Annotated in this window: 10 protein-coding genes; 3 read left to right on the top strand and 7 right to left on the bottom strand. The window is 66.5% G+C overall.

Annotated features, from left to right (window positions below; translation table 11 throughout):
* Positions 1 to 5: 5 nt before the first annotated feature.
* Genes DI041_RS06825 through DI041_RS06805 form a run of 5 tightly spaced genes read right to left on the bottom strand, consistent with a single transcriptional unit; the run spans position 6 to position 6365 of the window.
* Positions 6 to 989, bottom strand: coding sequence for an AAA family ATPase (locus tag DI041_RS06825; RefSeq protein ID WP_046984781.1), 984 nt, complete (start codon positions 987 to 989; stop codon positions 6 to 8).
* Between the two features lie 16 nt (positions 990 to 1005).
* A complete protein-coding gene (locus tag DI041_RS06820) occupies positions 1006 to 1713 on the bottom strand; it encodes a DUF4159 domain-containing protein (RefSeq protein WP_012509667.1) in 708 nt (235 codons plus the stop codon).
* Entirely contained in the window at positions 1713 to 3047 is a 1335-nt protein-coding gene (locus tag DI041_RS06815) for a TldD/PmbA family protein (protein ID WP_136638460.1), read from the bottom strand. Before DI041_RS06815 ends, DI041_RS06820 begins: the two co-directional genes overlap by 1 nt.
* Positions 3048 to 3068: 21 nt before the next feature.
* Positions 3069 to 4703: a TldD/PmbA family protein gene (locus DI041_RS06810; RefSeq protein ID WP_046984783.1), complete on the bottom strand. Its 1635-nt coding sequence runs from the start codon at positions 4701 to 4703 to the stop codon at positions 3069 to 3071.
* A gap of 30 nt (positions 4704 to 4733) precedes the next feature.
* Positions 4734 to 6365, bottom strand: a complete 1632-nt coding sequence (locus DI041_RS06805) for a TldD/PmbA family protein (protein WP_169050325.1) — start codon at positions 6363 to 6365, stop codon at positions 4734 to 4736.
* A 680-nt stretch (positions 6366 to 7045) separates the two neighbouring features.
* On the opposite strand from DI041_RS06805, the gene DI041_RS06795 reads away from it, so the two are divergent.
* The gene (locus DI041_RS06795; protein ID WP_136638462.1) at positions 7046 to 7660 is read left to right on the top strand and encodes a DUF938 domain-containing protein; all 615 of its coding nucleotides are present in this window, start codon (positions 7046 to 7048) and stop codon (positions 7658 to 7660) included.
* Positions 7661 to 7733: 73 nt separating this feature from the next.
* On the opposite strand, the gene DI041_RS06790 is transcribed toward DI041_RS06795, so the two are convergent.
* Positions 7734 to 11420: an indolepyruvate ferredoxin oxidoreductase family protein gene (locus DI041_RS06790; RefSeq protein ID WP_136638463.1), complete on the bottom strand. Its 3687-nt coding sequence runs from the start codon at positions 11418 to 11420 to the stop codon at positions 7734 to 7736.
* Positions 11421 to 11590: 170 nt separating this feature from the next.
* On the opposite strand from DI041_RS06790, the gene DI041_RS06785 reads away from it, so the two are divergent.
* Positions 11591 to 12226 (top strand): tetratricopeptide repeat protein, encoded by a 636-nt coding sequence (locus DI041_RS06785; protein ID WP_046984760.1) that lies wholly within the window; start codon positions 11591 to 11593, stop codon positions 12224 to 12226.
* A 483-nt stretch (positions 12227 to 12709) separates the two neighbouring features.
* Here the strand turns inward: DI041_RS06785 and DI041_RS06780 are convergent, their stop codons facing one another.
* Positions 12710 to 14194 (bottom strand): AAA family ATPase, encoded by a 1485-nt coding sequence (locus DI041_RS06780; RefSeq protein WP_136638464.1) that lies wholly within the window; start codon positions 14192 to 14194, stop codon positions 12710 to 12712.
* Positions 14195 to 14317: 123 nt separating this feature from the next.
* Between DI041_RS06780 and DI041_RS06775 the strand changes: the two genes are divergently transcribed.
* A complete protein-coding gene (locus tag DI041_RS06775) occupies positions 14318 to 14947 on the top strand; it encodes a ParA family protein (RefSeq protein ID WP_012509676.1) in 630 nt (209 codons plus the stop codon).
* Positions 14948 to 14949 lie beyond the last annotated feature (2 nt).

The following is a 14949-nucleotide window of genomic DNA, read 5'->3' as shown; positions in this document are numbered from 1 at the left end:
GTGGATCAACCCGGGAACGGCACGGCCTGCAGCAAGGCGGCGACCACGTCGTCGGCACGCTTCTGCTCAGCCTCGGCGGCGAACGACAACAGCAGGCGATGACGCATCACCGGCGCGGCCAAGGCCTGCACATCCTCACGGGTGGCGGCAAAACGGCCCTGCAGCAATGCACGTGCTTTCGCCGCCAGCACCAGCGATTGCCCGGCGCGTGGGCCAGCGCCCCATTTCACCCATTGGTTGATTGCTGCCGGTGCGCCTTCGCTGGGACGGCTGGCGCGCACCAGGCGGGTGATCCAGGCCAGCACATCGGGGCTGACATGCACCTGGCGCACCGCGGCCTGCAGGGCAATCACCGCTTCGGCATCCATCACCTTGGGCACCGCGTCGGTGGCACCGCCGGTGGTCTGTTCCAGGATCTGCCGCTCTTCGTCCTCGCTCGGGTAATCCACCAGCACGTGCAGCAGGAATCGGTCCAGCTGTGCTTCCGGCAGCGGGTAGGTGCCGGCCTGCTCGATCGGGTTCTGCGTCGCCAGCACGAAGAACGGCGCCGGCAATGTGTAGGTCGTGCCGGCGTAGCTGACCGTACGCTCCTGCATCGCTTCCAGCAGCGCCGCCTGGGTCTTGGGCGGGGTGCGGTTGAGCTCGTCGGCCAGCAGCAGGTTGGTGAAGATCGGGCCCTGCTGGAAGCGGAAATGGCGATGGCCGGTGCCGTGATCTTCCTCCAGCAGCTCGGTACCGAGAATGTCGCTGGGCATCAGGTCGGGGGTGAACTGCACGCGCCTGAACTGCAGTTCCAGCGCCTGGCCGAGCGAGCGCACCAGCAGGGTCTTGCCGAGCCCGGGCGCACCTTCCAGCAGGCAGTGGCCTCCGGCCAACAGGCCGATCAGCAGCTGCTCGACCACGGTGTTCTGGCCAACCACCGCGCGTGCGAGCGCGGCGCGCAGATCGTGCAGGCGCGGCAGCAGGGAGTCGAGGTCAGCGGTGGTCATGGGCGTGCAGGTCCTATCAATTGTTCAACGCGTACATCACGATGTTGACGCCGAAGCGGGTGTTGTCTTCGGCCAGGAAGCGCTTGTTGCGCCAGTCGTAGTCCCACTCGCAGCCGTAGTCCTTGTTGCTGTAGAGCAGGCCCAGGCGGCCGTCGACCTCGATGCCTTTCAGGTAGTCGTGTACCAGGTCATCGCCCCAGCCATTGAGCTCGAAACTGGTGGCCGGTGGCCCATCGGGGAAGCGGAAGAAGCTGCGGTACAGCGCGTGGCTGTTGGGCAGCTTCTGCAATGCCTTCGGTCCAAACAGGCGACCCATCTGTGCCTCGAACGAGGTGGCGAACAGGCCGTCGATATCATGGTTGCAGTCGTCGACGAAGACGAAGCCGCCATTGCGCACGTAGCGCACGAAGTTCTGCCGCTCGGCGGCGTTGAACTCCACCAGTGTGTGCCCGGCCAGGTAGCAGAACGGCGCTTCCAGCATGCGCGGGTCGGCCAGCGCCACCACGTGTTCCTGCGGATCCACGCGCAGCGAGGTGTAGTCGATCAGCGAGGTGATCAGGTTGGACGGCATGCGCGCGTCCACGTCCCAGTCGCCGGAGTCGTACTGCAGGCGGGTGAACCAGAAGTCGTAGCGCGAACTGCGCGGGCCTGCCTGCGCGAAGGCCGGCAGCGCCGCCGCCGAAGCGGCAGCGGCCAACCAGCGCAGGCAGGCCCGGCGATCCATCAGACCGCGTCGGACAGCGAGGTGAAGGTGAAATCGCGCAGCTTCATCGGCGGGATCATCATCACGTAGCTGGATTCATCACCGGCCACGCGCACCGGCTTGCCCAGCTCTTCGATGTTGTTGAGCATGATCACCGGCGACTCGTTGAAGCGGAAGTTCTTCACCGGGTGCTTGATCTGGCCCTTCTCGATGTAGAAGGTGCCGTCGCGGGTCAGGCCGGTCAGCAGCACGGTCTGCGGATCGACCATGCGGATGTACCAGGTACGGGTGACCAGGATGCCCTTCTGGGTACCGCGCACCAGCTCGGCGGTGCTCTTGTCGCCACCGCTCATCAGCAGGTTGCCCGGCGAGGCCTTGGCGGTCTTGCCCTGCTTCTGGGCCCAGAAGCGCGAGTAGTCCAGATTGGCGATCTTGCCGTTTTCGATGATGGCGATGCGCTCGCGTGGCATGCCCTCGTTGTCCCACGGCAGCACCGGTGCATCCGGGTGCCACGGGTCGGCGAACATGGTCACGCGCGGGTCGTAGACCTGCTCTCCCAGCTTGTTGCCGCCGCCCTTCTTCGACAGGAAGCTGCGGCCTTCATCGGCCGAGCGTGCGCTGAAGAAGTTCATCATGAAGCTGATCAGGCCTGCGGCCGCGGCCGGTTCCAGGATCACCGTGTACTTGCCGGGCTCCAGCGCCTTGGCTTCGGCCGACTCGGTGGCCTTGCGCATGGCGATGCGGATGTCCTGGTCGGCCTTGAAGTCCGCCGCGTCCTTCAGGTTGCGGCCGACCCAGCCCGAACCACGACCGTCTTCCGTACGCACGGTGCAGGTGTAATCGAAGTTGGTGGTGCGCTGGTAGGCGAAGTTGCCATTGCTGTTTGCGGTGGCCTGGAAGCCCTGGCCGTCTTCAAGGAAACCGGCGGCGATCAGGCCGTGGCCACGGCATGGTGCGATCGAATCTGCGGCGACCTTGGCGCGGAAGGCTGGGTCGATTGCTGCAGTGGATTCGCTGAAGGTGGGGCTGGCGCGGTAGCTCTGCTTGCCGATGGCCGGCATGAACTCCGGATTCTCCGGGGCCAGGCGCGCCAGGTCTTCGGCACGGCGCACCACGCGTTCCAGCGCGGCATCGTCGAACTCGTTGATCGAGGCCGTGCCGACGCGCTTGCCGAAGGCGACGGTGACGGCCAGCTCGGTGTTGTCGACGATGCCGCTGGTGGAGACATTGTTCAGTGCGAAACGGATGTTGCCGCTGATCGCGCCGGCCAGCACGGCGGTGCATTCGTCGGCCTTGGACAGGGCGATGACCTTGTCGAGGATGGCCTTGGCCTGGGCTTCGGTAAAGATACTCATGGTGTAAGGGCTCCTGACCGATCAGCCGAGGCTGCGTGCGGTGTTGATGACATTGATGCCGTTGAAGCGCGCGGTCGACGAACCGTGCGAGACCGCCGAGACCTGGCCCGGCTGGCCCTTGCCATCGAAGAACGAACCGCCCAGGCGGTAGTCGCGCTCGTCGGCCACGGCCGTGCAGGCATTCCAGAACTCCGGCGTGCGGATCTGGTAGGCCACGTCTTCCAGCATGCGGGTGATCTGGCCGTTCTTGATCTCGTAGAACAGCTGGCCACCGAACTGCGCGTTGTAGCGCTGCTGGTCGATCGAGAACGAACCGTCACCGATGATGTAGATGCCGTTCTCCACGTCCTTGATCAGGTCCGGCACGCTCAGCGGCTTCTTGCCCGGCGCCATCGACACGTTGGCCATGCGCTGGAACTGCACGCTGGACCACGAGTCGGCATAGCAGCAGCCATCGGACTCGGTCTTGCCGAGGATGTGGGCCTGGTCGCGGATGGTCTGGTAGTCCACCAGCTTGCCGTTGCTGATCAGGTCCCAGCGCTTGCACTTCACGCCTTCGTCGTCGTACGCCACCGCACCGAGGCTGCCCTGCTGGGTCTTGTCGGCGAAGATGTTGACCAGCTCGCTGCCGTACTGGAAATGCTGTTCGCGCTTGTCCAGGGTGGCGAAGCTGGTGCCGGCGTAGTTGGCTTCGTAGCCGAGCACGCGGTCCAGTTCCAGCGGGTGGCCGATCGACTCGTGGATGGTCAGCCAGGTGTGCGACGGATCGAGCACCAGATCGTACTTGCCCGGCTTCACCGACGGTGCCTTCAGCTTCTCCTGCGCCTGCTTGGCGGCGGCGATGGCGTCTTCCTTCATGTCGTAGGAAGAACTGTAGTTGACCACGCCGTTGGGACTGACCACCTTGCCGGCGGCGGCGCCGTCCAGGTACTCGTAGCCCAGGCCCATCGGCGAGGACAGGCCCGAACGGGTGCGGAACTTGCCGCTGGTCTTGTCGATGGCGGTGACCGTCATCGGGGCCCAGATGCGGTGTACGTCCTGGTCAATGTAGGAGCCATCGGTGGAGGCGAAGTACTTCTGTTCGTTGACCAGGAACAGCATCGAATTGACGAAGCTGGCACCGGCGCCCATTGCTGCGGCGTTGACGTCCAGCAGCAGGCCGACCTTGTCCTTGATTGGTACCTCCATCGCGTTCTTGCGGATCGGTGTGCGCCAGCTCACCTCACCGACGCCGGGTGCCTTGGCCAGCTGTACGGGGGCGGTCTGCACGCCGGCATTGGCCTTGGCGATTGCCGCGGCCTGCTGCGCGGCCCTGGCCACGTCGGCGGTGCCCAGCGCGTTGGTGGCAGCGAAGCCCCAGGCGCCGTTGACGATCACACGGATGCCGACGCCGGTGGACTCGGTGTTCACCACGTTCTGCACCTTGTCCTCGCGGGTGATCACGAACTGCCGCAGGTAGCGGCCGATGCGCACGTCGCAGTAGGTGGCGCCGGCGCTGCGCGCAGCCTGCAGGGCGGCGTCGGCCAGGCGCTTCTTCAACGCCGGGTCGAGGCTGGACTGCAGCTGTTCGGCGGCGATCACCTTGCCGAAGAAGGAGGGCACGATCAGCCCGCCCGCGGTAAGCCCGGTCAGGGCCAGGAAGTCACGTCTTTGCAAGGCTGCTCTCCATGTCGAACGATGGGTGGCTCAAGCGCCGAGACTGCGCGCGGTGTTGATGATGTTGATGCCGTTGAAGCGGGTGGTGGACGAACCGTGCGAGACCGCCGAGACCTGGCCGGGCTGGCCCTTGCCGTCGAAGAACGAACCGCCGAGGCGGAAGTCGCGCTCGTCGCAGATCGCGGTACAGGCATTCCAGAATTCCGGCGTACGGATCTGGTAGGCCGCATCCTCGACCATGCCGGCGATCTTTCCGTCCTTGATCTGGTAGTACAGCTGGCCGCCGAACTGCGCGTTGTAGCGCTGCTGGTCGATCGAATACGAACCGCGGCCGTGGATGTAGATGCCGTTCTCCACGTCCTTGATCATGTCCTCGACGCTGAGTGGCTTCCTGCCCGGCGCCAGCGAGACATTGGCCATGCGCTGGAACTGCACGCTGGACCAGGAATCGGCATAGCTGCAGCCATGCGAAGCATTGCGACCGAGGATGTGGGCTTCATCGCGGGTGGCCTGGTAATCGACCAGGATGCCGTCGCGCACCAGATCCCAGCGCTGGGTCTTGACGCCTTCGTCGTCGTAGCCGACCGCACCGAGGCTGCCGGGCTGGGTCTTGTCCGCGAAGAAGGTGACGATGTCGCTGCCCCAGCGGAAACCGGCATCGCGCTTGTCCAGCGTGGCGAAGCTGGTGCCGGCGTAGTTGGCTTCGTAGCCGAGCACGCGGTCCAGCTCCAGCGGGTGACCGACATTCTCATGGATGGTCAGGAACAGGTTGGACGGGTCCAGCACCAGGTCGTATTTGCCCGGCTTCACCGAAGGCGCCTTCAGTTTTTCGCGCGCGTGGCGGGCGGCGGCGATGGCGTCCTCGACCGGGTCGTAGGAATCACGATAGGCGGTGATGCCGCCGGGCAGCTGCACCTTGCCGCGCGCATCGCCATCGAGGAACTCGTAGCCCATGCCCATCGGCGAGGACAGGCCTGCGCGGGTTCGGAACTTGCCGCTGGCCTTGTCGATGGCGGTGGCAGTGAACGGCAGCCAGATGCGATGTATGTCCTGGTCGATGAACGAGCCATCGCTGGAAGCGAAGTACTTCTGTTCGTTGACCAGGAACAGGGTGGAGTTGATGTAGTCGGCGCCCGCATTCAGCGCGGCGGCGTTGAGCGCCAGCAGCAACTCGACCTTGTCCTGGATCGGTACTTCCATGGCATTGCGGCGGATCGGCGTCTGCCAGCGGACCTCACCGACCGACGGCGTTGGTGCCAGTTGCACCGGCCGGGTCTGGATGCTGGCATTGGCACGGGCGATGGCCGTGGACTGCTCGACCGCAGCGCGTACGGCGGCCTCGGTCTGCTGATGGGTAGCGGCAAAGCCCCAGGCGCCGTTGACGATCACCCGCACGCCCACGCCGGACGATTCGCGGTTGGTCACGTTGCCGACCTGATGCTCGCGGGTGATGACCGACTGATTGAGGTAGCGGCCGATGCGCACATCGCAGTAGCTGGCCTTGGCCGTGCGCGCGGTAGCGAGGGCGACCTCGGCCAAGCGCCTGCGCAGCGCGGTGTCGACCGGGGCGAGCAACTGCTCGGCGGCGATGGCACGGGAATGCGGCAGCAGCAGGCCCGCCAGGCCCAGACCGGAAAAAGCCAGGAACTCACGTCGTTGCACAGCGTTTCTCTCTCTCGCTTGCGTGCAGCCGGCAACAGGCCGAGCCGATCACGTCAACTCCTCGACTTTCGCCAGCGCGGCGCCTCCGGGCAAGTGACTGCAGTCATGGTTGGTGGTGTTTCGGCAGGGCTTGCAGCCCTGCACCTGCTCAATGCAACGGCAACGGCCAAAGCCAAAGCCAGAGCCAGAGCGGCATTCCGTGGGTTGGCGGGGCGGTGTCGGATTGCGGGGACGCCGCAAGTACGTCCGTGTAGGCTTGGCAGCCGCATCCATGCGGCTGACACCCCGCAATCCGACACCGCCTCACCCCTGACAGATCTCCGCGGCTGTTGGTAGGTGTCGACCTTGGTCGACACATCTGTCAGATATCGAAATGAATCCGGGGTCAGATCCGTTTTCCGCAGGAAAACGGATCTGACCCCAATGCCGTTCCAACAGACCGCAGGAAACTGTCGAAGGCGGGGTGGGGCCGGTTGCGGGGGCGTGAGCCGCATGGATGCGGCGACCGAGCTTACATGGACGTACTTGCAGCGTCCCCCGCAACCGGACCCACCCCGCCAACCCACGGAATGCCAGCTTTTGACGTTGCTCCGGCTCCGGCTCCGGCTTCTGCAGGGCGCAGCCCTGCTCAGTAACCCCCTCGTGCACAATGGGGCCGACCCCGCCTGGACACCGTCCTGATGTCGAGCAAGCCGTATTCAGAAGCCTGCGAGCGCAACCGCGAACCCATCGCCACTGCACTCGACCCATGGATGGGCGACCGCCATCGGGTGCTGGAGATCGGCAGTGGCACCGGCCAGCACGCGGCGTTCTTCGCCGAGCGCTGGCCCTGGCTGCGCTGGCAGCCCAGCGATCATCCGGACCATCTGCCCGGCATCGAGGCCTGGCGTGCGGAGGCCGCGCTGCTGAACCTGCTGCCGCCGGTGGCGCTGCAGGTGGAACTGCCCCCAGCGCCGGGCCTGTCGTTGCCCGAGGGCAGTACGTTCGACGCCGCATTCAGCGCCAACACGTTGCACATCATGGGCTGGGAGCATGTGCAGGTGCTGTTCGGCGCGCTGCCGCCGCTGTTGCGCCACGGTGCGCTGTTGGCGATGTACGGCCCGTTCAACTACGGCGGCCGCTACACCAGCGACAGCAACGCGCAGTTCGATGCCTGGCTGAAGGCGCGTGATCCGCGCAGCGGCATCCGCGATGTGGAAGCGGTGCAGGCGCTGGCAGCGGACAAAGGCTTCACCCGCCTGGGTGATGTGGCAATGCCGGCCAACAACCGCCTGCTGCTGTGGCGGCTGGGGTGAATCGCCGGTAGTGCCGGCCGCTGGCCGGCACCCGATTGCCAGGAGGGATGCCGGCCAGCGGCCGGCACTACCTTCAAGCCACCTGCACGATATGCAGCGCCTTCGGATTGCGCCACTGCGCCAGCAGGGCGGCTTCGCGCGCCTTGGCCTGCTCGAAATGCGCTTCCTTGACGTGGCCGAAGCCGCGGATGTGCTCGGGGACGCTGGCGATCTCCACCGCCAGCGCCAGGCGGTCGTCATCCAGGCCGTCCAGCAGCAGCTGCACGGTGGCCTCGTAATCGCCGATCAGCTTGCGCTCCATGCGGCGCTCCCCGGTGCGGCCGAACACGTCGAAGCGGCCGCCGCGCAGGAACTTCAGTTTGGCCAGCAGGCCGAAGGCCTTGAACATCCACGGGCCGTATTCCTTCTTCAGCAACCGGCCCTGCTCGTCCTTCTTGGCGAACAGCGGCGGTGCCAGGTGGAAGCGCAGCTGGTAGTCGCCCTCGAACTGCTGCTGCAGGCGGCGCTGGAAGTCGCCGCTGGTGTACAGGCGGGCCACTTCGTATTCGTCCTTGTAGGCCATCAGCTTGAACAGGTAGCGGGCCACGGTCTCGGTCAATGCAGTGGAACCGCCGATGCGGTCGGCTTCGGCGGCGCGCACGCGCTCGACCAGACTGCGGTAGCGGTTGGCGTAGGCAGCGTCCTGGTACTCGACCAGGAAGGCGGCGCGGCGCTCGATCATTTCGTCCAGCGAGCGCGACAGGCGGGCGTCGTCCAGCGGCAGGAACGCCACGTCGCCACCGTGCGAGGGCAGGCCACGCAGTTCGCGCTCGTCGCCGGTATTGCGCGGTGCCGCGGTGGCACCCCATTCGTTGCCTTCCCACTCACCCGGCGGCAGCGGATGCAGCGGCCCCGGGGTGGTTTCGGTATCGGTGTGGCGGTTGCGCACCAGGCCAGCGGCCTGCTGCACGGCCTGCGGATCGACCACGGCCAGGCGGCCCCAGGCGAAGGCCTGCTGGTTCATCGCCACGGCCGCGCCGTTGAGTTCGATGGCGCGCATCAGCGAGTCGAACGACAGCGGTACCAGACCCTGCTGCCACGCGTAGCCGAGGATGAACAGGTTGGCGGCGATGGCATCGCCCAGCAGCGCGGTGGCCAGCTGGGTGGCGTCCAGCAGCAGCGGTTCTTCGCCGCCCAGTGCCACGCGCACGCCGGCAATGATGTCGGCTGCCGGGAACTGCATGTCCGGGCGGGTGGTGAAGGTGCCCGGCATTGCTTCGTAGGTATTGAGCACGACCTGCGAACGACCGGCGCGCACCTTCGACAGCGCCCAGTAATCGTTCACCACCACCATGTCGCAGCCCACCACCAGGTCAGCCTCACCGGCGGCGATGCGCACGGCGTGGATGTCTTCGGGACGACGGGCGATGCGGATGTGGGTTGTCACCGCGCCGCCCTTCTGCGCCAGACCGGTCTGGTCGAGCACGGTCGCGCCCTTGCCTTCCAGGTGGCCGGCCATGCCCAGCAGCGCGCCGATGGTCACCACGCCGGTACCGCCGACGCCGGTGATCAGGATGTTCCAGGGTTGCTCCAGGGTGCCGCGCACCACCGGTGCCGGCAGGTTGTCCAGCAGCGTGGAGGCATCGCGCTTGCTGCCCTTGCGCGGTTGCCCACCGTGCACGGTGACGAAGCTCGGGCAGAAGCCGTTGACGCAGGAATAGTCCTTGTTGCAGTTGGACTGGTCGATGTCGCGCTTTCGACCGAACTCGGTCTCCTTCGGCAGCACCGACACGCAGAAACTCTTCTTGCCGCAATCGCCGCAGCCTTCGCAGACCAGCGAGTTGATCAGCACGCGCTTCTGCGGATCTTCCAGCTTGCCGCGCTTGCGGCGACGGCGCTTCTCGGTGGCGCAGGTCTGTTCGTAGATCAGGATCGATACACCCTTCACTTCGCGCAGGCGTTTCTGCACCGCATCCAGTTCGCTGCGGTCATGGAACTCGACGTCACTGGGAAAGTGCTCGCGCTGGCCGGTCCACTTGCCGATGTTGTCCGACAGCACAACGATGGTGTGGATGCCCTCGGCACGCATCTGCCTTGCGATGTCCGGCACGCTCAGCGGGCCGTCCACCGGCTGGCCGCCGGTCATCGCCACCGCATCGTTGTAGAGGATCTTGTAGGTGATGTTGACGCCGGCGGCGACCGCCTGGCGGATCGCCAACGAACCGCTGTGGAAATAAGTGCCGTCGCCCAGGTTCTGGAACACGTGCGGGGTATCGGTGAACGGCGCCTGCCCGGCCCAGGTCACGCCTTCGCCGCCCATGTGGGTGAAGGTATCGGTGCTGCGGTCCATCCAGGTCACCATGTAATGGCAACCGATGCCGGCCAGCGCCCGCGAGCCTTCCGGCACCTGGGTGGAGGTGTTGTGCGGGCAGCCCGAGCAGTAATGCGGTACGCGCGGGAAGCTGGCACGCGGCAACGCAAGCTCGGCTTCCTTCTCCTGCATCCACTGAAGGCGCTGCTCGATCGACTCGTTGTTGAAGAACTTCTGGATGCGGCGACCGATCACGCCGGCGATGGTGGCCGGCGTCAGCTCACCGGTGGACGGCAGGATCCACTCACCGCTCTCGTCGTACTTGCCGACGATCGACGGGCGCTGGCCCCAGCTGGCCGGCCAGTTGAAGAACTGTTCCTTCATCTGGCGCTCGATGAAGGCACGCTTCTCCTCCACCACGATGATGTCTTCCAGGCCCTGCGCGAAGCGCGCGATGCCTTCCGGCTCCAGCGGCCAGGTCATGCCGACCTTGTACACGCGGATGCCGATGTCGGCGCAGGCGGCTTCATCCAGGCCCAGGTACTCCAGCGCCTGCAGCACGTCCAGATAGCTCTTGCCGGTGGTGACGATGCCCAGCCGCGCACGCGGTGCGTCCATCACCACCTTGTCGATGCCGTTGGCACGGGCAAACGCTTGTGCAGCCTTCACCGCATAGCGGTGCAGGCGCATCTCCTGGTCCAGCGGCGGATCCGGCCAGCGGATGTTGAGACCGCCCGACGGCATCTCGAAATCTTCCGGCAGCACGATGCGGCGTGCCAACGGATCGACTTCTACCGAGGCCGAGGATTCCACTGTCTCGGCGATCGTCTTGAAGCCGACCCAGCGCCCGGTATAGCGGCTCATTGCCCAGCCGAGCAGGCCCATGTCGAGGATGTCCTGCACGCCGGCCGGGTTCAGCACCGGCATCATCGCGCTGACGAACTCGTCTTCGCTGCCGTGCGGCAGGGTCGAGCTGCGGCAGGCATGGTCGTCGGCCGCCAGCGCCAGCACACCACCATACCGCGAGGTGCCGGCTGCATTGGCGTGCTTGAACACGTCGCCGCAACGGTCCACGCCCGGGCCCTTGCCGTACCACATGCCGAACACGCCCTGCACGTTGGCACCAGGGAACAGGTTGGTCTGCTGCGTGCCCCAGACCATGGTCGCGCCCAGATCCTCGTTGAGGCCGGGGGTGAACTTCACCTTGGCCGCGTCCAGATGCTTGCGCGCGCGCCACAGTTCCAGGTCGAAACCACCCAGTGGGCTGCCGCGGTAACCACTGACGAAACCGGCGCTGTCGATGCCTTCGGCGGCATCGCGCAGGCGCTGCATCAAGGGCAGCCGTACCAGCGCCTGCACGCCACTCAGGTAGATCCGCCCCTCGTTGCGGGTGTACTTGTGGTCGAGCGTGTAATCACGGTCGAGCAGGTTGGCGGAAGAGGGCGAAGTGAGTTGCGCGGTACTGGTCATGGCTGGCCCGGTGAGGATCGGCTGGCACCGGCCACGTGCAGGCACGCGGCGGGAAAGGCGCGAATTGTAGCAGCGAGGCCGTGCGGGCCCCGGCACTCGCGCCGGTGGCGGCGCCGGGGTTAGGATCGGGGGGAGAGAGGGAGGCTGCGCTTGCGGCCTGGGGAGAAGGGATGTCAGTTTCAGGAAAGATCCTGGCCAGCGTGCTGCTGGCTTCGGGAGCGGCCACTGCGTGGGCCGCGCCGGCCCTGCCGGCACCACAGGAGTTCTACTTCGACAGCGACCTGGCCGCCACGCCGATGGTGGCGATACAGGGTGAAGGCGATGAGCTCGTTGCCCAGTTGGTCAAGCTGCGTGAACGCGGCCGGCGTGCGGTTGAGGCCACGGTGCAGCTGGCGTCGGTGGCCGGCGCCCAGGGCCGCGGCGAGCTGGCCGAGCAGCTGTATGGCGAAGCCTTGAAGGAGGCATCGGCACAGAGCAGCAGTGGCCGCAGCGTGCGCTGGAACTACGGATGGGATCTGTTGCGCCAGGGCAGGGTGGAGGCGGCGCTGGAACAGTGGCTTTCATCGGCCGGCAATGCCCGTACCAAGCCCAGCTGGGTGCCACCGACCTACGCGCTGGCGCTGTGGCGGCTGGGACAGAAGCAGGAGGCAGTGCAGTGGTACGCCGCTGCGGTGCGTACCGAGCCGTCGCAGTGGAGCACCAGTGCGCACTATGCGCAGCTGCTGCCGCAATGGCGCGAGGACGAGCGCGCCACGCTGATGGAAGTGCAGCAGGCCTGGGCCGCCGCGCCGCCAGCCTGGCCATAAGGAGGGGGTTCGGCCGGGTTGCACCCGGCACCTGCAGAGGCAAGGGCTGAAGCAACAGCAACAGCAACAGCCGAAGCAACAGCAACGGCAGACTTCCCGAGGATGGCGGGGCGGTATGGGCAGTCAGGACACGCCGTGAACCCGTCCATGGGGGCTCGATGGCGCCATCCATGGCGCCAACGGTCCTGCCTGCCCATACCGCCCCGCCTCCGACAGTTCCCTGTTGCTGTTGGTAGGTGTCGACCTTGGTCGACACGGTAGGTCCACGCCATGCGTGGATGAATCTGTATCGGAATCGATTTTTCGATATCTGATCGAAAGGCAGCCGAGCGTGGGCTCGGCTCTACAAAGAGCGGCAGGCCAAGCCTCCATGGACGGGTTCACGGCGTCCCCCGCGAATCCACCCCGCCCAGCCAAGCGCGGCTTTTGATGTTCACAGTCAACCAGCCGCCACGAGGGGCTGCGCCGTTCGCTGGAAACCCCTCAGTCGTCCGCGGAAACCGTCCGCCCCGACGCCCACCCACGCAATGCCGCCACCTGCTCGGCCATCAGCACCGACAGCGGGCGCGTGGCGCGGATCTCGTTCATCAGCAGCTCGGTGTCCAGCGGCCGGCCCTCGGCATGTGCTGCATACAGGCCGGCCACGATCGCCTGCTCGATCTCGGCGCCGGAAAAACCATTCGCGGCGGCGGCCAGCGCCGGCAGCGCGAAGTCATCCGCGTTGAGCTGGCGCCGGCCCAGGTGCAGCCGCAGCAGTTCCACGCGGACCTCCGGCGAGGGCAGGTCGACGAAGAAGATCTCGTCGAAGCGGCCCTTGCGCAGCAGCTCGGCCGGCAGTTCGTGCACCTGGTTGGCAGTGGCGACGATGAACACCGGCGCCTTGCGCTCGGCCATCCAGGTCAGCAGGTAGCCGAGCACCCGACGCGAGACGCCGCCGTCCTCGCTGCCGGTGGCCAGGCCCTTCTCGATCTCGTCCATCCACAGCACGCATGGTGCCAGCTGCTCGGCCGAGGCCAGCGCCTGGCGCAGGTTGGCCTCGGTCTCGCCGTGGTACTTGTTGTACAGCGCGCCTACGTCCAGGCGCAGCAGCGGCACGCCGAAGCCGGCGGCGGTGGCCTTGGCCAGCATCGACTTGCCGCAGCCCTGCACGCCCAGCAGCAGCATGCCGCGCGGTGGATCCAGCCCGGCCGGCGCCGAGCCGGCGATGAATGCGACCCGGCGCTGGTTGATCCAGCGTTTGAGCCGGTTCGCTCCGGCGACATCGCCGAAGCGCGCGCTGTCATGCTCGAAGAACAGGTGGCCGCTGCGGTTGAGCAGCTCGAACTTCAGCCGCGCCAGCTGTGGCAGGTCATCGTCGCGCAATGCGCCGTCGGCATAGATCAGCTGGCGCGCGATGCGCCGGGCATCGACCAAGCTCAGGCCCTGCAGGTTCTTCAGGATCTTCTTGACCGCTTCGCTGTCGACTTCAACCCGCCGACCACCATGCTCGCGCGCATAGGCGTCGGCCTCCTCGCGCAGCATCTTCAGCAGGGCGTTGGCATCGGGCAGGCGCGGGTTGAAGCGTACCGCCAGCGCTTCCAGCTCGGCCGGCAGTTCGACCTTGGCACCGATCAGCACCAGCACGTTCGGCTCGCTGTGGCGGCGCTGGATCAGGTCGCGCAGGGCGCGCTGGTGGCTGGCATAGCCCAGGTAGGGGTGGAAATCGAGCAGCAGGTAGACCCCGCGCTGGTCGGCCTGGCGGATCATCTGCAGGGCCGCGCTGGCATCGGGCGGCCCGATCGCGGGGTCCTCGCTGTCCAGATCGATGCGGCGCAGGCCCTCGGTGATCGACCAGCGGTGCAGGGCCCGCCAGACGTGCATCAGCGTCTGCCGGAAGAGTTCGACGATGCGACCCTCATCCTGGGTCTCGATCACGATCAGGGGGGTATTGGCGCGGATCAGTGCGCTCAGGTCCTGCAGTTCGCTCATGCCGGTTCGATCCTTCGGGGGCGCCACGATAGCAAAGGCAATGGCCGCAGGTTCAGCGCGGTGCTACCTCCCGTCACCACCGCCGGTGTACGCTCGGGGCACGTACCCGGAAGCGAGGCTGGCATGAAGACGATCCTGGTGGCCGGTTCCAAGGGCGGGGTGGGCAAGACCACCGTCGCCACCCACCTGGCCGCGTACGCGGCATTGCAGGGCAAGGCCACGGTGATCGCCGATGCCGACCCGCAGGGCTCCAGCACCCGCTGGGCGCAACGGCGTGCCGGGCTGGAAAGCGCGGTGCTCCCCATCGACGTGTATCGGAAGAAGCAGTGGGCGCAGAAACTGCCCGACGGCACCGAAACCGTCATCATCGATGCCCCGGCGGGGGCGTTGGCCGACGATATCCCCCATTTCCTTGACGCTGCCGACGCGGTGGTGGTGCCGGTGCTGCCCTCGGCGCTGGACATCGAAGCCATCGTCGGCTTCCTCAACAGCCTGGCCCAGAACCCGCGCGTGCACAGCCGCAAGCTGCCGGTGGGGCTGGTGCTGAACCGCACAAAGCCCTGGACCCAGACCTCGCAGCAGGCGCTGCAGATGCTGTCCGAATGGCCGTACCCGGTGGTCGCGCAGCTGCGCGACAGCCAGAGCTACGTGGTCATGACCGGCCTGGGCCGCAGTCTGTTCGATTACCGCTCCGCCCAGGTGCGCGAGCACCAGGCCGACTGGGAACCCCTGTTGTCCTGGCTGAAGCTGTAAGA

Origin of the sequence: Stenotrophomonas maltophilia (assembly GCF_004920835.1) — a bacterium.
Classification (GTDB): Bacteria; Pseudomonadota; Gammaproteobacteria; order Xanthomonadales; family Xanthomonadaceae; genus Stenotrophomonas; species Stenotrophomonas maltophilia_AQ.
The sequence above is the reverse complement of the archived record's forward strand: the minus strand, read 5'-3'. Positions and strand labels throughout refer to the sequence as shown.

What these genes read in the sequence shown, in the direction of transcription:
- DI041_RS06825 (WP_046984781.1), bottom strand. Translation starts at nt 989, where the DNA reads ATGACCACCGCTGACCTCGACTCCCTGCTGCCGCGCCTGCACGATCTG.
- DI041_RS06820 (WP_012509667.1), bottom strand. Translation starts at nt 1,713, where the DNA reads ATGGATCGCCGGGCCTGCCTGCGCTGGTTGGCCGCTGCCGCTTCGGCG.
- DI041_RS06815 (WP_136638460.1), bottom strand. Translation starts at nt 3,047, where the DNA reads ATGAGTATCTTTACCGAAGCCCAGGCCAAGGCCATCCTCGACAAGGTC.
- DI041_RS06795 (WP_136638462.1), top strand. Translation starts at nt 7,046, where the DNA reads ATGTCGAGCAAGCCGTATTCAGAAGCCTGCGAGCGCAACCGCGAACCC.
- DI041_RS06790 (WP_136638463.1), bottom strand. Translation starts at nt 11,420, where the DNA reads ATGACCAGTACCGCGCAACTCACTTCGCCCTCTTCCGCCAACCTGCTC.
- DI041_RS06785 (WP_046984760.1), top strand. Translation starts at nt 11,591, where the DNA reads ATGTCAGTTTCAGGAAAGATCCTGGCCAGCGTGCTGCTGGCTTCGGGA.
- DI041_RS06780 (WP_136638464.1), bottom strand. Translation starts at nt 14,194, where the DNA reads ATGAGCGAACTGCAGGACCTGAGCGCACTGATCCGCGCCAATACCCCC.
- DI041_RS06775 (WP_012509676.1), top strand. Translation starts at nt 14,318, where the DNA reads ATGAAGACGATCCTGGTGGCCGGTTCCAAGGGCGGGGTGGGCAAGACC.